This is a genomic window from Helicobacter sp. MIT 03-1616 (genome assembly GCF_000765685.2).
In the GTDB taxonomy this organism is placed as follows: Bacteria; Campylobacterota; Campylobacteria; order Campylobacterales; family Helicobacteraceae; genus Helicobacter_C; species Helicobacter_C typhlonius.
Genome location: NZ_JROY02000010.1, coordinates 24,408 through 45,991 on the forward strand (window position 1 = coordinate 24,408; position 21,584 = coordinate 45,991).

Here is a 21,584-nt window from a genome sequence, read left to right on the forward strand (position 1 = left end):
GAAATTTTTGCATTCTAGATTCTTAAACCCTCATAGATTGCTTTTATCTCGTCCTTGTTTAGTCGTTCGCGCTCTTGCAAGGCTTTAGAAATTGCTAAAAGGGCGGTTTTTGAGTTAGTAATAAATTCGCGCATCTCACTCTGTGCAGATTCTAAAATCGCCGCCACATCGCTACTATCGCTCAATAATCGCTCACTCATTCCATATTCCTCGCACATCTGCATAGCTATGCCTTTAGCACGTGCAATATCTTCTTTTGCATTACTAAAACTCTGCTGATAAATGTAACTCACGGCGATATTGCCACTTAGGGCGACCTTGATTTGCGCCATAAGCTCCTGCTTACTCACAATCTCCTTATCCACAGCCCTAAAACTCTCACTCACAAGTGCAATTTTATCAAAATCCACCTCTAACCAATACGCGCTCAACGCCTTTGCACCCTGATAAAGAGCTAGAATCTCTTTTTCTTTCTCGCTTAGGCTCAACACTTTCTTTTTGCCTATCAACACCTTGTCTTTCGTGGCTAAAATATCTTCTTTTTGTATCACATTTGATTTGCGCCTTAGAGCGTTGAGAGCGGATTCATTTACGAGTGCCGCAAGAGCTGCACCACTAAAACCCACACACAAGCGTGCCACCTCCTCTATGTCAAGCTCGTGCTTTTTATCCTGCAAATACAGCCCCAAAATATGTTCTCGCTCTTGCAAGTTTGGCAGCTCTACATAGATTCGCCTATCAAATCGCCCACTACGCAAAAGTGCCTCATCAAGCACCTCCATCTTATTTGTTGCTGCGATGACTATCACACCACTAGAATCTTCAAAGCCGTCCATTTCTGTTAAAAGTTGATTGAGTGTTGCCTCGCGCTCATCACTACGTGTGTTGCCTCGCGCTTTCCCCACTGCATCAATCTCATCAATAAAAATAATACTCGGTGCTTTTGCCTTTGCCCTCGCAAAAAGCTCCCTTACGCGCTTTGCACCCATACCGACATAGATTTGCACAAAGCTTGAACCGCTTTGATAAAAAAATGGCACACCGGCTTCACCAGCCACAGCCTTGGCTATCATTGTCTTACCCACACCCGGAGGTCCAACAAGTAGCACACCCTTAGGCAAAGTAATGCCCAAATCCTGATAATGCTTAGGATTTTTCAAATAATCAATAATTTCTACAAGCTCTTCTTTCACCTCGCTAATCCCCGCCACATCTTTAAAACGCACTGCACTACTCATTGGCATAAAGCTAGATTCTATAAGTGGCACACTCTCTCGTATAGGCTCATTTTGTATTTTTTGAGGGATTTTGTTCTTTCTGTGCGAACGCACAAGCGCAAAAAATAGGCTTAGGACTAAAAATACGACAACAATCACACCAATTTCGCCCAGAATCTCGCTACTAAAAAATGTTTGTCTCACTTTAATGGGGAACATATAGCCCCACGCTTCAAGCGGAATGGGGTAGAGATAGACTTTATAATTGTCATCTTTATGTGTAAAATACAAATAGTCATTATCCACACTCACATTGCGCACTTCTCCACTCGAAAGCAAAGTCTGTGCTTCTTGTGTGCTAAGCACTTGGGTATTATCACGCATAAGCATCACCACGACAAGAATTGCTACGACAACAACGCCAACAATCCCCACGATGAGACTTTTAGACTTTACCATAATTCCCCTCCTTGTGTATCTCATAAGATGTGAATGTGAGCCATTTGCCCTCTAAACCCTCTTGAGAGGATACAAAATAAAAGCGGTTAAAGAACTGGTCAAGCCCACTATACATAAAGCCATTTGCAGATTCTATTTTGCTCTCAACAAGCACTTCTAAAGGCACTCTATGCGCTTTTCTAAAGGATTCGTTATTATGCGTGATAATATCTTTAAGCGTATGTAGTCGCTCTTTAGCAATATCGCCCTTGACTTCATTTACAAGAGCACTAGACCTTGTGCCATCACGCTTAGAGTAAATAAAGGGGTGCAAATGCGTAAGCGGAAAGGTTCTAAAGTTATGCAAAGATTCCTGCCACACTTCCTCACTCTCGCCGGGGTGTCCCACAATAAAATCACTCCCCAAACAAAAGCCTTTTTGAGCAAACTCATCAAACAAGGCTAAATCACTCTCCACGCGATTTAGCCTATTCATTACCTCTAGCATTGTATTGCTCGTATGTTGAAGTGCGATATGCAAATGTCTCTCCATTAGGGGTAGATTCAAAACATCTTTAAGTTCATCATTGATTTGACTAGGCTCTAAGCTCCCTACGCGTAAGCGTTTAAGGACATTGAGAGCATTTATATCACAAATAAGTTTGGCAAGATTATAATTATCTAAATCTATGCCATAACTACCAACATTCGTGCCTGTTAGCACCACCTCATCTACACCATTTTCACTTAAAGCGCAGATTTGATTTAGAATCTTCTCCTTTGGGTAGCTCCGTGCGCGCCCACGCACAGAAGGAATAATGCAATAACTGCACGAAAAATTACAACCCTCCTGAATCTTCAAAAACGCGCGTGATTTATTTGCAAACTCCGCAATCATCGTGCTATCGATATGTGTCTCGTTTTTTTCTTCATAAAAAAATCGCTCATCTGTGCGCAAAAAATCTCCAATAGATTCTTTAAAACTATGGGCGAATACACTATGGGCGAGATTATTATGAAAAAGCTCTTTTCCCCTTGTCCCCACACCACAGCCGGTAAGATAGACTTTTTTATCCAAATGGCGTATTTTATTGAGATAGCCCCTCACACCAGAATCTGCACCATTTGTTACCGTGCAAGAATTTACCACCACCACATCGGCGCTCTCCTCATCATTGACGCATTCAAACTCCTCTCCTATGCAGCTTTTCATTACCTGTGTATCAAAGAGATTTGTGCGACAGCCAAAGGTTTTAAAATATACCTTTTTTTGCAAAATATATCCTTCGCTAAGATTCTATCGCGCCGCCTAGCAAGGCATTTGCGGAGGTATGACTAGAAATAGAGGCAGTATCGCCAATACCATTGCCACCGGTGGCAACAACTTTAGTTGTAGGATAGGCGATGTGTATATCATCTTCTTTTAAAATTGCCTCGATAATCTCCCCTGAAATCGTGCTACGCAAGGCGAGTGTGGCATAGGCGTTTGTTTGATACCACATTGAGATTCTAAGTCCATTTGGCTCTATCATACAATAGCTTCGCACCTCAAGATTTGGATTGCGTAGAGAGTATTTATCGCGCATACGATGCACCTGCTGACGCACCATTTCCGTGTAGCCTTTGGCATATTTTTTACCAATATCTGTGGCAATTTTGAGTGCTTTTTTATGATTGCTATCAAAGGTGATACTAAAGTCTATCCCGTCCCAAACGGTCTTTAGCCCTCCGTGCGTATAGTTTGCAAACATTGTAGTAAAAATAAAATTGTTTGGGACAAAGATAATGCGCCCAGCTCGGCGATTTTCCTTATAACTTGTGAGTGTTACATCTTCAAAAAGTGTGATTCTTAGCATAGAAATATCCAGTACATCGCCTACATAGATGCTATTATCCTTTACCACGCGCACCCTATCACCCACATGCACAGTGCCACCCAGCACGATGACAAACCAGCCGAGCACACTCATAAATAAATCTTTCATCGCAATAGCAAGACCCGCTGAAGCAAAACCCACAATCGCCACGAGGTAGGTTACATTCTCCATATAGCTAAAAAGCAGAATAAGCACGATAATGGTGATATTTAAGAAATTAATCACCTTACTTGCAGTATAGATTCTATCTGTATCAAGGATATATTTGCGTAGAGTGAGCTTCAGCAAAAAGGCTAAAAGAATCGTAATAAGCACTGCTATGCCTACATACACGATTTTTACAATTTGATTTTTGATTTGATTTGTAATCTTTGTATTGATATTCTCACTCTCTTGCACATAAATATCAATCGAAGTTTCTAAGATTTTTTGTGCCCCCTCGAGCTCTTCTATCATTCTCTGTGTGGAAGCAATGGCACTTGCTACTTCAAGGGATTTATCAGTAAAACTTAGCTCAAGCAAAAGCGTGTATTTCTCACGCACCATATCAAGCAAATGCTGCAAACTATCATAATTGCTTTGAAGCGTATTTTGTTGCTCCCTCATTATTTTCATAAAAGAATACCCAGAAAAAGCTAAAAATGGATTAGTAATCTGTGGCACTTCATCGATTGTCTTAATTTCTAGAAGTTCCTTGTATGGCTCTTTTGCATAGTCTTTTAACAAATCTTGCTGCCTTTGCAAAGTCTCTAGGCGCGAAGTGAGTGAGCGGGGAGGATTGATATGGGATTGAATCTCTCGTTTTAATATATTGATTTCATCACTAAGTTCATTATAGTTTTGCATACTCATATAGTGCTTGAGCCACGCATTGTGGCTCGATTCTAGCTGCTTATCAATAACCTCTACCTGCTCTTTAAGCGAAAGATCATCTCCAAAGCCAAGAGATAGAGTAGCACAAAGCAGCGCAATCACACATAAGATTAATTTATTCATCACATTCTCCACAGGCTTTTAACACTTTTAACACAACATCTTTTGGCACATCATCAAGTAGTCTCACATCACCAATGCCTTGAGGCAAGATAAACATAATCTTAGAATCTGTGCTTTTTTTATCAAGATAGAATTTCTCATAAAATCCACTCGCTGATGAAAAACTAAATCTTGTAGGCAAATCATAACTTGCAAGCAGTTTCTCTATGCTTTCACACTCACTTTGCGTCATCATTCCTAGCTCACAAGCAAGTGCATTTGCCATACACATACCCATACTTACCGCCTCTCCGTGTAGAAATCTCTCATATTGTGTAAGATTCTCAATAATATGCCCGAAAGTATGTCCATAATTCAATGCGGCGCGAATGCCTCGCTCTTTCTCATCAGCACTTACAACACCTGCCTTTATCTTTACACTTGTGGCTATGGCTGCACTCAAAGACACTATATCCTGCAATGTGAGCCTATGCGAAAGCAGCATATCAAAAAATATCTTATCAAAGCACACCGCCATTTTGACAATCTCTGCTACTCCCGCTCCAAACTCTCTACTTGGGAGAGTGGCGAGCATAGAGGGGTCGATATATACCGCTTGTGGCTGATGAAAAAGCCCAACAAGATTCTTACCAAAGCTATTATTAATGCCGGTTTTGCCCCCAACAGACGCATCAACTTGCGCTAAAAGTGTTGTTGGAATCTGTATGAAATCAATCCCGCGCTGATAAATCCCACTTGCAAAGCCCACCATATCGCCGATAACGCCCCCGCCAAGCGCAATCATTAAGGATTTTCTATCAAGGCGATGAGTAAAAGCGCATTCAAGGATATACTCGATATTTTGCATATTTTTATACTTCTCGCCATCTGGCACAATACACACATACACTTCAGGCGCAAAAATACGCTCTAGGACATATTTGAGATACAGCCCGGCGACTTTTGGATTTGAAACAATAAGAATCTTATGATTCGATTCTATTTTTGGTAATGCCCCAATATAAATAGGATATTGTGAAGTTTTTGTCTCTATATGCACAATTTCGCTCATAATTTCTCCTCCTTATTTAACTTGCGAAAGTGGAATAAAAATCTGCGGATTCTTATTGTTCATTGATACAATTTTATGAGCATCAGTAGAAAGAAATGAAAAGGTCTTGGTGCGCGAAATGCCCCGCTCAAATGGCACAAAGCACAAATAAGGGATAAAGCTATCTTGCAAATACAAAATAGGATTTTTTGAATCTGTTTGTATCATATTCATATCGCATTTAAAAATCCGCGCAAGCTCCTCATATCGCTGCATAATCTCATTATGATACAGCGCGTCCGTATCATAATCATACACATCAATATCAAGCTTGAGCTGCTTACTCACATCAAATACTACCGAAGCTACATTATCCGCATTTCCCATACTTTCACTTAACACGACAAAGCCCTGTTTGCACTCGCTTATATGCTCATAGCCTGTCTTAAGCACAGGGATTGAGAGGTCAAAAAGCACCTTACGATTCTTACGCAAAGCAAAAATATCGTGATTCACAATCACCAACCCAAAACGTTTCTGTGAATCTTGAGCGATTTTCTCCTTAAAGCTCGCATTATTATAATCCACCATAACCTTTACGCTCTTAGATTCTAAATCCTTTATTGATTTGAGGAACGCGAAATTAGAGGGATTAAGCAAATGGATAAAAAGCTTATTATTTTTGAGATTATCATTTAAAAAAATTGCGTCCTGCACATCATTAAAGATTCTATGTTCGCTTGAAAGCGACATATCAATATAAAGAAAAATATCGCGTCCAAATGGTGCAGGAAACTGCCCTATATCACTTTTTATCTGCCTATACACATCATTAAGCTTTTTTGGGTCTCCAGCAATAAGCAGACTATCATTTGGCTGAATCACCAAAGAATGTGTGCTTAAAAGCAACTTGCCACCACGATAAATGCCAACGATGCGCCAATTTTTCTGCTGTATAGAACCTATGTGCCGATATGCGTATATACTCCCGCTTGGCACACCAACTTCCATAATCTCGCCCTGCCCTAGCCCAAAACTACGCGGGATAAGCGGGACATTTGGCAGACGCTCGATAAATTTATTTGAAATAATCAGCTCTTCATTTAAAATAATCACATTGTTATCATTTTTCATTTGTGCGCTTTTCTTTTGTTCCTCAAGCGCCATTACAATACGCACGTTTTTGCTTATAGCGCGGATAAGCTCATAAGTAACAATTATCTCACTTTTATCTTCGAGCACCAAAAACACGCTATGAATGTCGTTGTCTATAATCTCCCCTAGACGAAACGAAGAGGTATAATCAAAACAATGAAATTCAAAGGAGCTAGGTGCATTATCGGGCATAAAACACATATCTTTTGTAACGACCACATAATAGTCATTGCTAAAATATTTGTCTAAAATCGTATCAAGAAATATTCTTGCAATACCCCCTTGCGCGACAATAAGCGTTTTTTTCACACTTGCCCTTTGTTGTGAGTTTCAATGAGTTTCAAAGGGATGATTATAGCCAAAAAGTAATAACCAAGCCTTTAAAAACGCGTAGGCTTTTTGATACCCTTAAGGCGCATTTGTGTATAGAATCGACTTAAGGCTATGCTCTCTTTTTTGCCTATACGATAATGAATGTGCTTAAGATATGCGAGAATATCCGCAGCAGCGATATTGCTCTGTCTGCTTCGTTCCTGCAAAATATAATGCGGAATCTTCACAGGCACTCTTATGAATCTTTGCGCGAGTTGCTTATAAAACGCGCTATCTTTATTAAAGCACAATCGCCCAAAGCTAAAACCCAAATGATGTTTGTCCCACCATAGCTTACCAAGGTCGATGCTCTCACCACCACCCAAATTGTAGTGCAAAGCCCTATCACCAATAAGAATCTCGCCCCTCACGCCGAGCACCTTTGCTAGGGCATTTGATGAAGCAGATTGATAATCGTCTTTTTGCGCTCGAGGCAAGGCGAGCACACTCCATACCGCGCCCTTTGCCACAATCCCCGCATTTGTCGCTTTTTTTTGACGCGCACTCTCATATCCTGCGATACTCGAGATAAATCCCGCATCAATTCGCCGATACAAAAAATCCTTATTAAGCCTCGCAGGGTAGGATTTCCTCAAGCCCAAAAAGATTTTAAAATATGAAGGCGTGGGATATTTTTTGATAAACACATCAAAGGGAAGCAGATTCAAATACTCGATTTTACCAAAGCGCATAGTAAGCCCTACAACACCATTTTCACGCTTTTATCTTGTTTTAAATGCACAAAAATATCATTGCGTTCGCTTTCACTCTGCACCTCCACGCTCACATATACACTCACAAAATGCCCCTGTGCCGAGTGTTTGCCAAGCTTTATATTATATTCGCGTGGCATTACCTCAAAGACAAGTTCGCGTAGCCTCTCCTCACTCTCACCGATAATGCGATACTCCCACACACAGGGATAAACGATGTTTGGTTTTTGCATATCAAGATTCATTATTTCTCCATTTTTTAGAATCTAACTTAAAGATTTGCCCTCTAAAATCTCACGCATAAATGTCGGAATCTTACAAGGTTTGCCCTTTTTCACATCGACAAAGGCAAGGGTAATCACCGCGCTAAACACGAGAGCATCACTTAAAGAATGCGCAAGTGCGTCATAGATTCTATACACATTTTGCTTGAGCTTTATGGAAACATTTTTGCACTCTAAAATCTCGTTTCTTACCTCTAGCATATCGCCTAAATGTGCGCTTGCGACAAAATCCATTTCGGCGTGTTTAAGCACAAAGCCACTTTGTTCCACAAAAGGCTGCATATTTTTAGCAAAAAACAATTCGCTTCGTGCGCGCTCACAATATTTAAGGTAATTTGTATGATACACAATCCCGCCACAATCCGTATCTTCAAAATACACTCTCAAGCGATATGATTCCAACGCCCTCTCCTTAGAATATAACTTTTGCAAATATTGTAGCAAAGTTAAGTTTAGTATTGTGTAATGTTATGTGTCTTGCAAATTGTGAATCAACTCTTAAGAGATTCAAAAATGCGCGAAATTTCTCCCCTATCGCTCGTGCGCGTAAGCGCAAGGATAAGCAACACACGCGCTTTTTGTGGATTCAAATCCTCGCTACTAATAAAGCCACATTCTCTATCCTCTTTATTTACAATGACTTTACCGCAGTTTATCCTCGAACTTATAACGACTACCACGCCCTCTTTGATGAGCTTTTTTTAGCGCACTTTTATGATGTGCGTGTATGCTTCCCGCACCGCTCCCAGCAATAACAAGCCCCCTTGTGCCTTGCTCTATTAGAGCTTTGGCAGCAGTGGCAAGTCCATCTCCTGCATAAGAGCCTAGAATCTCCACGCGAGGCAGAGAGTCTAAATCATTCACACTAAAGGACAAATTGCACCCTTGTGGCTGTGGGCGAAAAAAAATGCGATGATTTTCTATATAGCCCAAATCGCCACCATAATACATATTATGCGAATCTGCTTCATCATATGATTTTACAGAATCTAATATGTGCGCTTTGAAGCAAGGTATCAACGCGCTTAGCGAGAGTGAGCCATATCTCTGCGCTCATATCCGCGCTGTCAATGTTGGCAATCTGCTCTGTATGCAAGGAAGCGATAGTGTGAATCTCCTGTGGCAAGGCACGAATGAGTAAATCAATATCGAGCATACCCGCCTTATATTCCAATGTATGCGAATCTACCCCGCAATGCGTAGTGTGTAAATCCATAAGACCGGCTATCGTGCCATCTGTGGCAAGAATAGCGATAGTAGGCTTTTGTGTGCTCTCCATAGTCGAGATTCTATGCAGAAAAAAGCTGTGAGATAAAAATGACTAAAATTATGCCGGGCGCGACAATGCGTAGTATCCATAGCCACACGAAAAAAAGCGTATTTGGCAGATAGGGCGTCCATTTTCGCAGATTCTCCACCTTGATATACCAGCCCAAAAAGAGAAGCACACACAACATTCCTAGCGGCATAAGCACGGAGGTGGTGAGGAAATCGAGCATATCAAAAAGGTTTTTTTCGCGTATGGTAGGCATATTAAGGTCAGCATTACTCCACAAAATCACAAGAAAGCCGAGTATCAAAATCACGCCGCCTAATGTGTATGAGGCTTTGGCTTGGGAAAAATTAAGCTTGTCGCAGAGGATTCTCACACCCGGCTCAAGCATAGAGATTGTGGAAGTGAGTCCGGCAAAAAGCACAGCAATAAAAAAGAGTATGCTAATAACCTCTCCGCTGCTCCCCAGCGAATGAAATGCAAGGGGCAAAGAGATGAGTAAAAGCCCCACACCCTCGCTTGGCTGCCCGTCAAAATGATAAATAAATGTAAAAATCATAAGTCCGGCGATAAGCGAGATGACAATACCGCTTATTACTACCCACAAGCCGCTTTTAAGGAGATTTTCACCCTCTTTTGCATTTGCCGCATAGACAGCTATCGTGCTTACGCCCAGTGAGAGGGAGAAAAAGACTTGCGCGAGAGATTCTATAAGCGTATCAAGAGTAATGCGCGATGGGTCAAAATGAAACATAAAATGCCAGCTTTTACCAAACTCCTCGAGCGTAAGTGCATAGATGAGTAGTCCCACAAATATAATAAAAAGCAGAGGCATAAGGATAAGATTGAGTCGCTCAATACCCTTTTTAATCCCACGCGCCACAACAAATGCAGTAAAAGCAATAATACTAGCAAAGCAAAAACTCTGCCACAGGAATGATTGTGTCCGAATCTCATTAAAAAGTGCAACAGAGCCTTGAATATCACTAGGCAAATGAGTGCTAACAAAGATGAGATAATACAGAATCCAGCCCATTACTACCGCGTAAAAGCTAAGGATAAGGGGTCCGGCAATGGCATTTATCCCTAGCCACATCAGGGATTTATTAAGGGGTTTTAAATCTTGCACAGATTGATTGTGTATGTCTAATTTATCGTGTGCAGTAGGTGAGGTATTAAGCTTATCAAGGATAGGGTAATTATCTAAAGGGTTGCTTCGCGCAATGTTGCCAAGGAGCATTTCGGCAATCAGCATTGAGACGCCAATACATAGCGCAAGGATAAGGTAGAATATCACAAAAGCCCCACCGCCATTTTCCCCTGCCATATATGGAAATCGCCAAATATGTCCCAAACCAATAGAGCTACCCAAAGTCGCCATAATAAAGCCCAGCCTACTGAAGTTATTCATCTGTATGTTCCTTTTTTGTGTTAGCATCTGTGGATTCTAGCTAAAATATAGCAAAGTTGCGTCTTTCTATTTTGGAAAGTTTAGAATCTTTGATTGTATCTCGCAGATTCTATTTTGCAAAAGTGCAGAATATTTGACTTTGTTTTAAGGCTTTGCATTTTTCCGTATTCCTCTTTGATCCATCCTTGACATATTTATCCTTGGAATATAAAATTCAGCCCTTTGTTGCATATGCAACTATAAGGTTATAATTCGTGCATACTTGAGCAAGACCTTAACTTGTGTGAGATTTTTCAGGCACATATTTTGCTATCTCGCGCCCATAAAAGTTTTTGTAAGGTTATTTTCTATGCTTTACAGAATTTCACAACCTTATATATTTCAATAAGGAAAAAGTGTGCTAAGAAGTCTTGTTCTCTTGCTTTTGTGTTGTTGTCTTGCCTATACATCGGGCTTCAAAATAAATGAGCAGAGCCTTAATTCAACCGCGCTGAATTCTGCTTATGTCGCTGGAGCTTATGGGGCGGATAGCGCATATTATAATCCTGCTAATATGGGTTTTTCTCACCCATTATCAGACACGGCTAAACACGATTTAGATATTACTTTTACAGGCATTTACATTCCGGGTTTTGCTTTTACAACAGATACGAATTTGAAAAATATTGGTGAGGGCTCTATTAATTGGGGCTTAAGCACCACTACGACATTGGGTATTGATTCAAATATGGCAAATTTAGCAAACACTTTTTTGGGTGTGGATTTGAGTGCACCCATTGAAGTGCCCTCTGAAGTGAAAAACCAGCACGGAGAATGGGGATTTAGTGAGAGAGGTGCATTAGTTGAGGGTTCTGCTGACCCGACATTTTTTCCTGTGCCTAAGATTTTTTATAAAAGCAAAACTGCTAAAAATAAGTGGGGAAATTGGAATTTTGGTGCGAGTTTTACTGCTCCTAGCGGATTAGCAATGAATTGGAATGGCGAGGCAGGGGCTTTTTTACGCAATGTGATGATTGCAATGGTGGAATTTAGTCCTTCTTTGAGTTGGAATTATGATGAACGTATTTCTATTGGGGTAAGTCCGCGGATTCTCTATGGAATGGGCAATTTCAAAAACACTGTGTTTGTTCCACTTGGCACAAAAGATAAGCCCGGTGAAGTGATTACAAATATTAAAGATTTTGATGAAATTCCAGAATCTATGGTGCCACCAGCTATGGCGCAGCTCATTTATGCAGTAAATACAGCTCAAGGTAATGCTTTAGCTGCTTTGGCAGGATTAGGAGTTTCTGGTGGAGGACACTTAAATAATAAGCTTCGATATCAAATGCCTACAATATTTAATCCTGAAGCGTGGTTTGGTATGCCTGACCCGAGTGTGTTTGCTCCTTATGTTGATGACAATAAACAAAGCATTGATGTTGCAGGTTATAATGCAAAGGTTGCAGAGATTAACGCAAAAATTAAAAAGAATTGGGAGAACTATCAGGGTGAATGGACAAATGGTAACTTAGAATGGCGGTATAATGATAAGACTTGTGCAAGTCAAACAGCTATTTGTTTGCCCACATTATTCAATAAAGTGCCTAATCAAACTTATAAAACTACTATTAATGGGGTAGAGCAAACAGGCTATAAATTTGTCAATGGTGTAAATTATTGTATTCAAAATGGTTATAGCACAAGTGATTTTTATGGTTGTGGTAATTTAGCAGACACTATGAAAGAAGCTCAAAACTTAGGAGCATATGTGAATTGTTACACAGGGACATTTTATGATTTTAATGGTAACTTGCAAACAAGTAACCCGGGACCTTGTGCTTATCCATCTCCAACAGAAACAGATGCCGATGGATCTCCACGTGGCTATCTCCCTCTAATGGATGCCAAACAAGTGGCAAATGCCTTTGGTATGGGAGATATGGAGATTACTACAAGGCTTGTAGGAGCGACTAAAGTAGAGCAAAAAAGTAATGGTGCAGATCTTGCCTTTGGCTATAAACTTGCAATGAGTATGCGTCCCTTTGAAAGCAAGAAAACTACTTTGAGTGTTGTTTATACTTCTCCCGTAACTTTTAACCTCAAGGGCGGTCTTGATGCTACAACTTATATTGGTGGTTCTGTGGGTAATGTAAATATGAAAGCAGATTTAAATCTTGGTGTTACGCTTCCTTCAAGCGTGCAAATTGCAATAATGCACTATTTTGAGCAATTAAGTGTAGAGTTTGTATATGAGAGAATTTATTGGAGCAAGGGAGATAAATTTGCATTTAACTTTAGCAATCCCAAATTTACGCCTCTTAGCGGTATGGTAATGCAATTTAGTTCGCAGCAATTAGAAGCAATGATGGGGTTAGCTGATTATGGTGCAGTGGCTATGGGTGATGGTTGGCAGGATACTATTGCTTTGCGTTTAGGGGTTACTTATTTGACACAAAAGAATCTACTTCTAATGTTTTCTGCGGCATTTGACCAATCCCCTGTGCCTCAAGATAAAATAGGAATCCCCGATAGTAATGCCTATATGTTTGGTGCAGGAGTGAGAAAAACATTTAGTGAGCAATGGAATCTAGGCGTTGCATATAGTCTAAGTCTTAAAGATGGGCGTAAAAGTATTTATCAAACAGGTGGATTCGGACAACTTCATTTGCTCTCTGCTTCTTTGGGTTATCAATTTTAACTTTTTATTAAAAAGGCACAAAATAGCGTAATTCAAGCATTAAGAGAATTCATAGCAAAATAAAAAGTTAAGAGGAAATTATAAATATGTGCTACAATTTGAGTTTTTAAAATCAAGGGTAGAATATGGATTCTTATGAATATGGTGAGTTACTCTTTTGTCCTTACTTACTATCTTTAAATTTCCCTATTATCTGCAAACATTCATAAAGGCTTTATATTCTAAAGTTGTCTATGCAACTATAATGAGATGAAATTGTATTATACCTAGATAAACAAATTTTAAAATCACATTAATATCTTTGAAAAAAATTTGCAATTTCTGCTGAATTTTTGGTTTGAGTAAGGGCAAGCATTAAAAGCACACGTGCTTTTTGTGGGTTCAAATCCCCACTGCCAATAAAGCCAAATTTAGCATCTGCTTCACTTGCTAATACTATGCCATTATTTATCCTTGAGCTTTGCACGACTATTAAACCCTCTTGCATTAATTTTTTAAGCATATCTTTGTGATTCTTATGGATACTTCCAGCGCCACTTCCTGCTATGACCAAGCCTTTTGTGCCTTGATTTGCCAAAGCTTGAGCCGCTATGGCTAAGCCATCATTAGCATAAGAATAAAGAATATCCACTTTTGGCAGAGATCTCAAAGAGCGCACATCAAATTCACTATGAGTCGTATGAGGCTTATTTGGAAATGTGTAGAAAAATATTTTACCATCTAAAATATAGCCCATATCGCCACTATTAGGGGAGGAAAAAGCATCTACATTAAGACTATGTGTTTTGCTCACATATCGCGCACTTTGGATTCTATCATTCATCACTACCATAACGCCCTTACCCTTTGATTGCGTATTAGCTGCTAATGCAAGTGCATTGTAAAGATTCTTAGGACCATCAGCACTTATCGCAGTGCTAGGACGCATTGCTCCTGTAAGCACTACAGGCTTATCGCTTCGAGTAGTAAGATGCAAAAAAAATGCGCTCTCTTCCATTGTATCTGTGCCGTGAGTAATAACAATACCATCAATCTTTGGATTCTCAAGCAACTTATTCACGCGTTGAGCCAAAGTGAGCCATATTTCATCATTCATATCCGCACTATCAATATTGGCAATTTGCTCCCCTTGAATATGTGCAATCTCTTGAAGCTGTGGCACAGCCTCAATCAATGTATCAACGCTTATTACTCCTGCATTATAGCCTGTTGTTTTAATTTGAGAATCTACCGCCCCAGCTATCGTTCCTCCTGTGGCAAGAATCACAATATTAGGCTTCTTTATTTTGGCATTTTGCTCAAAGCCTTCCAACTTTTCACTCCTTTTTTCTTTCACTTGCTGTGCTTTCTCTTCACTTGAACAACCTAGCATTCCTAATGCCATCACAAGAACACAAACAAAGATTTGAGCAATACGCCATATATTCATTGTAATCTCCTACAAAATTGCATCTAAATCGAATTATTATAGGAGATTTTATCAACTATGTCAAGCGCTTTTAGCCTACTCTACTTCAGCATCAATGACATCATCATCTTTTTTCTTTGTATCTGTGCCTTGTTGTGTGCCACCTTGCTCTTTGGCATACGCTGCTTCAGCAAGTTTATGGCTTACTTCTGTGAGATTTTTAATTTTCTCTTCAAGCTCCTCTTTTGAAGCATTTTCATTTTTCAAAGTCTCTTCAAGTGCAGCAACCGCGCTTTGAATCTTTTCTACTTCGGCAGATTCTATTTTATCCTTAAATTCTTCAAGGCTCTTTTTTGTTTGATACACTAGAGAATCCGCATTATTACGCAATTCAATAATTGCTTTTTTCTTCGTATCCTCTTCTTTGTGTAATTCTGCTTCTTTGACCATTTTTTCAATTTCAGCATCTGAAAGCCCGCTTGAACCGCTAATCTTAATCTCTTGAGATTTTCCTGTGGCTTTATCCTTTGCTGAAACGGTTAAGATTCCATTTGCATCAATGTCAAATGTTACTTCAATTTGTGGCACACCACGAGGAGCTGCCGGAATACCGCTTAAATCAAAGCGCCCAAGCGATTTATTATCCTTAGCGAGTTCGCGCTCCCCTTGCAAAACATTAATGCTCACTGCAGGTTGATTGTCTTCGTAGGTAGAGAATACTTGCGTTTTCTTTGTAGGGATAGTTACACCGCGTTCAACGACTTTGGTTGAAATACCGCCAGCAGTTTCAATACCTAAACTCAAAGGTGTAACATCAAGGAGGAGCACATCTTTGACATCGCCTTTTAAAACACCACCTTGTATTGCTGCACCCACAGCCACAACTTCATCAGGATTGACTGATTTATTTAAATCTTTACTAATAAATGCTTTAACGCGCTCTTGCACTTTTGGAATCCGCGTAGAACCGCCCACCATTACCACTTCGCTTATATCACTTTGTGAAATCCCCGCATCTTTAATCACAAAATCAATCTTTTTAATCGTATCCTCGATTAAATCATCAATAAGGCTTTCAAACTTCGCACGAGTGATTTTTTTCACCAAGTGCTTTGGACCGCTCGCATCAGCAGTGATAAAGGGTAAGTTAATCTCTGTTTCTTGTGCGCTACTTAGCTCTTTTTTGGCATTTTCTGCCGCGTCTTTGAGCCGCTGCAAAGCCATTACATCATTTTTTAAATCAATCCCTTCATCACTTTTAAACTCTTCAGCCGCCCAGTCAATGATTCTATTATCAAAATCATCACCGCCCAAAAACGCATCTCCGCCGGTAGCAAGGACCTCCACGACATTATCACCAGTCTCAAGCACGGTAACATCAAATGTCCCACCGCCCAAGTCATAAACCATAATCTTTTCTGCTTCTTTCTTATCTAGCCCATATGCTAAAGCCGCCGAGGTAGGCTCGTTAATGATTCTTAGCACATTAAGCCCTGCGATTGTCCCTGCTTCTTTTGTTGCCTTGCGTTGAGAGTCATTAAAATACGCTGGAACAGTGATAACTGCTTCTGTAACATCCTCACCCAAGTAGCTTTGCGCGTCTTCTTTAAGCTTCATTAGAATCTTGGCTGAAATCTCTTGAGGTGTATAAATTTTATCTGCAATTTCCACCGCACACGCGCCATTTCTATCCACGATATTATAAGGCAATCGCTTCTCTGCCTCTTTCGCCTTGTCTTCATTAAACATAAGCCCCATAATGCGCTTGATAGAATAAATCGTCTTTTTGGGGTTGGTTACTGCTTGTCTTTTAGCAGGCTCACCTACGAGAATCTCGCCCTTGTCAGTAAAAGCCACGATTGAAGGGGTAGTATTTCTCCCCTCTTTGTTTGCAATGATTTTTGCCTCATTGCCCTCATACACTGCCATTGCCGAATTTGTTGTTCCTAAGTCAATTCCTATTACTTTTGCCATTTTGAACTCCTTTTGTTGTAAAGTTAAATTTTAAGATTGGTTTTTGACCACGCTTACCATTGCGGGACGCAGCACCCTGCTCTTATATACATATCCTTGCTGCAAGGTGGCAAGGATACTTCCATCTTCCTTGTCTTGACTTGGCACTTGCATTAAACACTCGTGCAAGTTTGGGTCAAACTCGCCACTTGTGTCAATGCGCTCAACGCCGTGCTTGTTAAGCACTTTGTTAAAAGATTCTAGTGTCAGCTCTAAGCCTTGTGCGATGGCTTGTGCCTCTGGATTAGCACGAGCTGATTCTAAAGCCTTATCAAGTGTATCAAGCACAGGAAGCAAATCACTCATCACACGCTCATTAGCGTATTCTAAGCTTTGATTTTTATCTCGTTCTAATCGTTTTTTTGTATTTTCAAAATCCGCAAATGCTCGCACATATTGATCTTTTAGCTCATCATATTGACGCTTATAATCTTCTATGTCTTGCGCCGATTCTACTTCTTGCGTAGATTCTGTATCTTGTGCAGAATCTAACGCCTCTTGTGAATCTGCTTCAAGCTGCTCTTGTAGCTCGTCTTTATTTTCTTGCATACTCGCTCCTTTCTTTAAGATTTTACATACTCAAAAAATTGAGTAAAATCCCTATCTAATGCCCCAACACAAAGCATTCTGCTCTTTTTATCGGGGTAAGTTTGTAACTCTATATCCTGTATAATCGCCACATATCCCTTAGGTAGCACCTCCTCACAATATATTCCATTCTGTAAAATATCAAAAATACCTCCGTCTATAATAGAGTAAAAGCTCTGTTCATCGCTATTTTGATGATAGGCTTGCACTAGAGCTCCAACGCCAAAGCGTGATAAATTCCTGCTTTGTGCATAACTAAGCACATCTAACAACTCCATAGCGCGCACCTGATAGGCGATTTTACGCACATCGCTCACCTCCAAGCCCTTTAATTCGCGTAAAAATCGCTCAATCGCATTCGAAAAGGGCAAGGTAATACCAATATGCTCAAACTCTAGCAAAAGCCTCTGTTCATCTAAACGAGTAATCGCACAAAGCCGATTACTCTGCTCAATACTCACCGCGCAAAAGACTTGAGATTCAAAACAAGCCTTTTTGATGCGCTCAAACGAATCTATTTCAATCACGGATTTTGTATCAAACTGCCTATACCAATACGACTTCAAGGCTTGTGGTGTAGGGATACGCCCACTGCTAATGTGAGGTTGAAAGAGTAGTCCCTCATCAGCAAGTGCCTTAAAATAATTGCGTATTGTTGCAGATGAAATTTTTGTATCCATAAGCATTTTTAAAGATTCAGAACCAATTGGTTCTCTATGCTTGAGATACTCAACAATCACGCGAGAAAGCAACATTTCTTTTTTGCTCAAGATTCTACACCTTTACAATAATTATATACAATCTGCATATTTTTCAATTTTCTTTGTTTTTGGTTTCTCTAACGAAACGAAAAGAATTATATCACAAAATTAGCAAATAAAAACAAATATTGCTAAATTTTACTAAACTTTAGTCTTATATTATAAACTTTTATTCGTAAATTTACTTAATAATCCTACATAATATAATTTATATTTGTGAATCTATGCTAATTTGTGGCGGTTTTTTGCACCATTGCCTACAAAATGCTACAATTTACCCTATGGATATACATACTTCTCAAGCTCATAGCAAACTTATTGCGGATATTGCCCATATCTCACTTGCAATGTTTAAAAAGGGATTTTTTGGCATATTTCACGGCGCAATCTCCGCGCGTGTGTCAAAAAATCGCTTCATTATCAACAAACAACAAGTCATTTTTGATAACCTCAATGAAGATTCTATGATAATGCTCTATCAAAAACAGGATTATCGCTGGAAAGAGGCTAGTTTGCACACACCTATACACGCAGCGATTTATAAGGATTTTAGTGAGGCAAAATTCATCGCTTATGCTATGCCACCCTATCTCGTCTCTTACTCGCTTAAATATGACACACTTGAGCCAAAGGATTATTTTGGGTATAAGTTTCTCGCACCCCGCATTGATATTTTTGACCCAAAAGATTATGATAGCTGGTCAGAACAATCCGATACAGACATCACGCGATATTTCAAAGAGCATTCGCACTCTTTTATGTTGATTAAGGGCTATGGCGTGTATGTATATGCACGAGACCTCTACACACTCGCAAAGGTTATTGCGCTCATTGAAAATTCTTGCAAAATTGCTCACCTCAACGCGGATTTGGGCGAAATCTTTCAAGCAAGTCCAAAATACGATGTATAAGGATTATATATGCCACACTTAGAATCCAAACCCCACCAAGATTCACAAAGCCTCTATGAAAATGCACTCGAAGCTTTTAGCGCACTCTGCGCCATTCCTCATTGTAGCTTTCACACGCAAGATATGTTTGCCTACCTTTGCGACACGCTCACAGCCCAAGGCTATGAAGTGCAAGCCGATGAGGCAAAAAATGTTTATGCCAAAAGGGGCAATCCGCGCATTTGTCTGCAAAGTCACTATGATATGGTGTGCGTTGGGGATTCTACACAGCATTTAGGCGTAGAGATTGTGAAAAAAGACGGATTCTTACAGGCTAAAAACTCCTCGCTTGGCGCAGACAATGGCGTGGGTATGGCGTGTATGCTCGCACAAAAAGCAAAAGACATTGAATTGCTCTTTACCAATGATGAGGAAGTGGGAATGATAGGCGCAAACAACCTTGCTCTTAAGATTCAATCCTCTTTGCTGCTGAATCTTGACAGCGAGGACTTACACGAAATTGTGCTTGGTTGCGCCGGTGGCGTGGATATAGAATGTGAGATTAACCTCAAAAATTTTGCAAAGCCCCTCGATTCTGTGCTAAATACACACCCACACATCTACCATATCACAAGCAAGGGCTTTTTGGGCGGACACAGCGGTATTGACATTCACAAAAATAAAGAAAATGCTATCGTGGAATTTGGTTTTTTCCTCTCCACCCTTGATAGTTATATTGTGAATCTTAATGCTGGGGAAAAGCGCAACTCCATTCCTGTGGGACTGGAGGCAACTATCCTATGTGCGAAAAATATTGAATCTTGCTTTAGCACTCCACAAGGAGCACATTTTGAAGCAAAATCTCTGCAATCTTTAGAGAATGCACCGACATTTGTCTATCATCAAAATGCCATTGTGTCGCTTATTTGCGGGATTCATAGTGGGGTGTATGCAACTTCAGCACAAGGCACACTCTCATCACTCAATCTCTCCCTCTTGCGTCAAAAAGATTCTTTACTAGAGATTATCATAATGGCACGGGCAAATACCGATTCTTTTTTGCAACGCACAATCAATCGCTTACAATCAAGCATTCACTTTTTGAATCCTCACTGCACTATGCGCACGAGCGGATATTACAGCCCGTGGGAGAAAAGCATAGATTCAAACCACAAAGCCCTAAAGCTTTTAGATTCTATTTATTCTAAGCACTCTATCACACCCCATCTAGCGCAAATTCACGCCGGACTTGAATGCGGGATTCTAAAAAGACAAATTCTAAAGCATAATACAGACTTAAACCTAGAAGTTATCTCTATTGGTCCCACAATACACGAACCGCACAGCTGCAACGAAAGGCTTGATTTAACACATTTTAGAATCTTTTGTGCAATACTTGATGAGTTTATCAATACATACTAAGGGTTATTTATGTTAGATTCAAAAATAAAAGTTGGCATTATCGGCGTGAGCGGCTACACAGGTTTAGAACTCGTTAAGCTCCTTGTCAATCACCCTATTTTTACGCTCGTGTATGTGGCAAATTCACAAGGTGGCGGTGAATTGGGACAGATTCACAAAATGCTTATGGGCTTGTCTTTGGCACATTTGCCTATTCATAAGGCAGATGCAAAAGAGGCTTTGCAATCCTGCGAATTATTGTTTCTCGCCCTACCGCATAAGAGTGCAATGGAGATGGCAAAGGAAATTTTTACTATAAATCCTAAGGCAAAGGTAGTTGATTTGTCCGCGGACTATCGCCTAAATGCACTTAATTATGAGGCGAACTACTGCCCCCATATTGATAAAGAAAATCTCTCTCACGCCGTCTATGGACTACCCGAATATAATAGAGAGAGTATAAAAAAAGCTCATCTTATAGCTAATCCGGGCTGCTACCCCACCGCCACGCTCCTAGCCCTGCTCCCCTTTGCTCCTTATATCGATATAAATTGTGGCGTATTTGTTGATGCAAAAAGTGGCGTAAGTGGCGCAGGGAAAGGCTTTAGCGAGACTTCACATTTTTCACATATTAATGAGAATCTCTTCAGCTACTCGCCTCTTACACACCGCCACCAAATCGAAATTTCCCAAAAATGCGGTGATATAGTCCAAAGAAACTTTGACATCGTCTTTGTCCCTCATCTCACACCGCTCACGCGCGGAATGCTCGTAAGTGTGTTTGCCACGCTCAATTCTACCCTTAGCGCACAGGAAGCAAAAGAAGTGCTTACAAAAGCCTATGAAAACGAACCATTTATCCGTATAAGAGATAAACCCGTGAGTATCGCACAGGTGGTAGGTAGCCATTTTTGCGATATTTTTGTCGCCACAAGGGATAAAAATCTCTATATCAACTCATCAATTGATAATCTCTTGCGCGGGGCAAGCTCACAGGCATTGGCAAATGCAAACCTAATGTGTGGGCTTGATGAAGGCTTAGGTATGCCAAAAGTGCCTTATGGGATTTTTTAGGCT

General features: G+C 40.2%; 17 protein-coding genes and 1 pseudogene. 4 read left to right on the forward strand and 14 right to left on the reverse strand.

Features of this window, described 5'->3' with window-relative positions:
- Positions 1–14: 14 nt before the first annotated feature.
- The 10 genes and pseudogenes from LS67_RS07400 to LS67_RS07445 all read right to left on the reverse strand — a co-directional run bounded on the left by LS67_RS07400 (position 15) and on the right by LS67_RS07445 (position 10,766).
- A complete protein-coding gene (locus tag LS67_RS07400; protein WP_034326215.1) occupies positions 15–1,676 on the reverse strand; it encodes an AAA family ATPase in 1,662 nt (553 codons plus the stop codon).
- Positions 1,663–2,931 (reverse strand): tRNA (N(6)-L-threonylcarbamoyladenosine(37)-C(2))-methylthiotransferase MtaB, encoded by a 1,269-nt coding sequence (gene mtaB / locus LS67_RS07405; protein ID WP_034326216.1) that lies wholly within the window; start codon positions 2,929–2,931, stop codon positions 1,663–1,665. Before mtaB ends, LS67_RS07400 begins: the two co-directional genes overlap by 14 nt.
- A gap of 13 nt (positions 2,932–2,944) precedes the next feature.
- On the reverse strand, positions 2,945–4,528 hold the full coding sequence (locus LS67_RS07410) for a mechanosensitive ion channel domain-containing protein (RefSeq protein WP_034326218.1): 1,584 nt from the start codon (positions 4,526–4,528) through the stop codon (positions 2,945–2,947).
- Positions 4,521–5,579 carry a 3-dehydroquinate synthase gene (gene aroB / locus LS67_RS07415; RefSeq protein WP_034326219.1) on the reverse strand — a complete coding sequence of 353 codons (1,059 nt, stop codon included), beginning with the start codon at positions 5,577–5,579 and terminating at the stop codon, positions 4,521–4,523. Before aroB ends, LS67_RS07410 begins: the two co-directional genes overlap by 8 nt.
- A gap of 12 nt (positions 5,580–5,591) precedes the next feature.
- Positions 5,592–7,022, reverse strand: coding sequence for a COG3400 family protein (locus LS67_RS07420; protein WP_034326221.1), 1,431 nt, complete (start codon positions 7,020–7,022; stop codon positions 5,592–5,594).
- A gap of 71 nt (positions 7,023–7,093) precedes the next feature.
- Positions 7,094–7,777: an MqnA/MqnD/SBP family protein gene (locus LS67_RS07425; RefSeq protein ID WP_034326223.1), complete on the reverse strand. Its 684-nt coding sequence runs from the start codon at positions 7,775–7,777 to the stop codon at positions 7,094–7,096.
- An 8-nt stretch (positions 7,778–7,785) separates the two neighbouring features.
- Positions 7,786–8,043 (reverse strand): HP0495 family protein, encoded by a 258-nt coding sequence (locus LS67_RS07430; RefSeq protein ID WP_034326225.1) that lies wholly within the window; start codon positions 8,041–8,043, stop codon positions 7,786–7,788.
- A 21-nt stretch (positions 8,044–8,064) separates the two neighbouring features.
- On the reverse strand, positions 8,065–8,484 hold the full coding sequence (locus tag LS67_RS07435) for a YbgC/FadM family acyl-CoA thioesterase (RefSeq protein WP_034326226.1): 420 nt from the start codon (positions 8,482–8,484) through the stop codon (positions 8,065–8,067).
- 89 nt (positions 8,485–8,573) lie between these two features.
- Positions 8,574–9,361 (reverse strand): annotated as a pseudogene (locus LS67_RS10200) (asparaginase domain-containing protein).
- A 10-nt stretch (positions 9,362–9,371) separates the two neighbouring features.
- Positions 9,372–10,766 carry a sodium-dependent transporter gene (locus LS67_RS07445; protein WP_034326228.1) on the reverse strand — a complete coding sequence of 465 codons (1,395 nt, stop codon included), beginning with the start codon at positions 10,764–10,766 and terminating at the stop codon, positions 9,372–9,374.
- Between the two features lie 397 nt (positions 10,767–11,163).
- Here LS67_RS07445 and LS67_RS07450 point away from each other — a divergent pair, with 397 nt between their 5' ends.
- Positions 11,164–13,446 carry an outer membrane protein transport protein gene (locus tag LS67_RS07450; RefSeq protein ID WP_138109670.1) on the forward strand — a complete coding sequence of 761 codons (2,283 nt, stop codon included), beginning with the start codon at positions 11,164–11,166 and terminating at the stop codon, positions 13,444–13,446.
- A gap of 292 nt (positions 13,447–13,738) precedes the next feature.
- Here LS67_RS07450 and LS67_RS07455 read toward each other — a convergent pair whose 3' ends face one another.
- From LS67_RS07455 to LS67_RS07470, 4 genes are all read right to left on the reverse strand, one after another.
- Complete coding sequence (locus tag LS67_RS07455) at positions 13,739–14,875, reverse strand: asparaginase (RefSeq protein ID WP_081953907.1); 1,137 nt, start codon at positions 14,873–14,875, stop codon at positions 13,739–13,741.
- Positions 14,876–14,950: 75 nt separating this feature from the next.
- Positions 14,951–16,828, reverse strand: a complete 1,878-nt coding sequence (gene dnaK / locus LS67_RS07460; RefSeq protein WP_034326229.1) for a molecular chaperone DnaK — start codon at positions 16,826–16,828, stop codon at positions 14,951–14,953.
- Positions 16,829–16,858: 30 nt separating this feature from the next.
- A complete protein-coding gene (gene grpE, locus LS67_RS07465; protein WP_034326230.1) occupies positions 16,859–17,416 on the reverse strand; it encodes a nucleotide exchange factor GrpE in 558 nt (185 codons plus the stop codon).
- Between the two features lie 14 nt (positions 17,417–17,430).
- Positions 17,431–18,225 carry an HrcA family transcriptional regulator gene (locus LS67_RS07470; RefSeq protein ID WP_173644086.1) on the reverse strand — a complete coding sequence of 265 codons (795 nt, stop codon included), beginning with the start codon at positions 18,223–18,225 and terminating at the stop codon, positions 17,431–17,433.
- Positions 18,226–18,497: 272 nt separating this feature from the next.
- Here LS67_RS07470 and LS67_RS07475 point away from each other — a divergent pair, with 272 nt between their 5' ends.
- From LS67_RS07475 to argC, 3 genes are read left to right on the forward strand one after another with little or no spacing between them, the layout of a single operon-like run.
- Complete coding sequence (locus tag LS67_RS07475; RefSeq protein ID WP_034326253.1) at positions 18,498–19,127, forward strand: class II aldolase and adducin N-terminal domain-containing protein; 630 nt, start codon at positions 18,498–18,500, stop codon at positions 19,125–19,127.
- A 9-nt stretch (positions 19,128–19,136) separates the two neighbouring features.
- The gene (locus tag LS67_RS07480) at positions 19,137–20,528 is read left to right on the forward strand and encodes a M20/M25/M40 family metallo-hydrolase (RefSeq protein ID WP_052099833.1); all 1,392 of its coding nucleotides are present in this window, start codon (positions 19,137–19,139) and stop codon (positions 20,526–20,528) included.
- A gap of 9 nt (positions 20,529–20,537) precedes the next feature.
- Entirely contained in the window at positions 20,538–21,581 is a 1,044-nt protein-coding gene (gene argC, locus LS67_RS07485) for an N-acetyl-gamma-glutamyl-phosphate reductase (protein ID WP_034326236.1), read from the forward strand.
- Positions 21,582–21,584 lie beyond the last annotated feature (3 nt).

Coding starts and splice junctions, on each gene's coding strand:
- LS67_RS07400 (WP_034326215.1), bottom strand. CDS start 1,676: ATGGTAAAGTCTAAAAGTCTCATCGTGGGGATTGTTGGCGTTGTTGTC.
- LS67_RS07410 (WP_034326218.1), bottom strand. CDS start 4,528: ATGAATAAATTAATCTTATGTGTGATTGCGCTGCTTTGTGCTACTCTA.
- aroB (WP_034326219.1), bottom strand. CDS start 5,579: ATGAGCGAAATTGTGCATATAGAGACAAAAACTTCACAATATCCTATT.
- LS67_RS07425 (WP_034326223.1), bottom strand. CDS start 7,777: ATGCGCTTTGGTAAAATCGAGTATTTGAATCTGCTTCCCTTTGATGTG.
- LS67_RS07430 (WP_034326225.1), bottom strand. CDS start 8,043: ATGAATCTTGATATGCAAAAACCAAACATCGTTTATCCCTGTGTGTGG.
- LS67_RS07445 (WP_034326228.1), bottom strand. CDS start 10,766: ATGAATAACTTCAGTAGGCTGGGCTTTATTATGGCGACTTTGGGTAGC.
- LS67_RS07455 (WP_081953907.1), bottom strand. CDS start 14,875: ATGAATATATGGCGTATTGCTCAAATCTTTGTTTGTGTTCTTGTGATG.
- dnaK (WP_034326229.1), bottom strand. CDS start 16,828: ATGGCAAAAGTAATAGGAATTGACTTAGGAACAACAAATTCGGCAATG.
- grpE (WP_034326230.1), bottom strand. CDS start 17,416: ATGCAAGAAAATAAAGACGAGCTACAAGAGCAGCTTGAAGCAGATTCA.
- LS67_RS07475 (WP_034326253.1), top strand. CDS start 18,498: ATGGATATACATACTTCTCAAGCTCATAGCAAACTTATTGCGGATATT.
- LS67_RS07480 (WP_052099833.1), top strand. CDS start 19,137: ATGCCACACTTAGAATCCAAACCCCACCAAGATTCACAAAGCCTCTAT.
- argC (WP_034326236.1), top strand. CDS start 20,538: ATGTTAGATTCAAAAATAAAAGTTGGCATTATCGGCGTGAGCGGCTAC.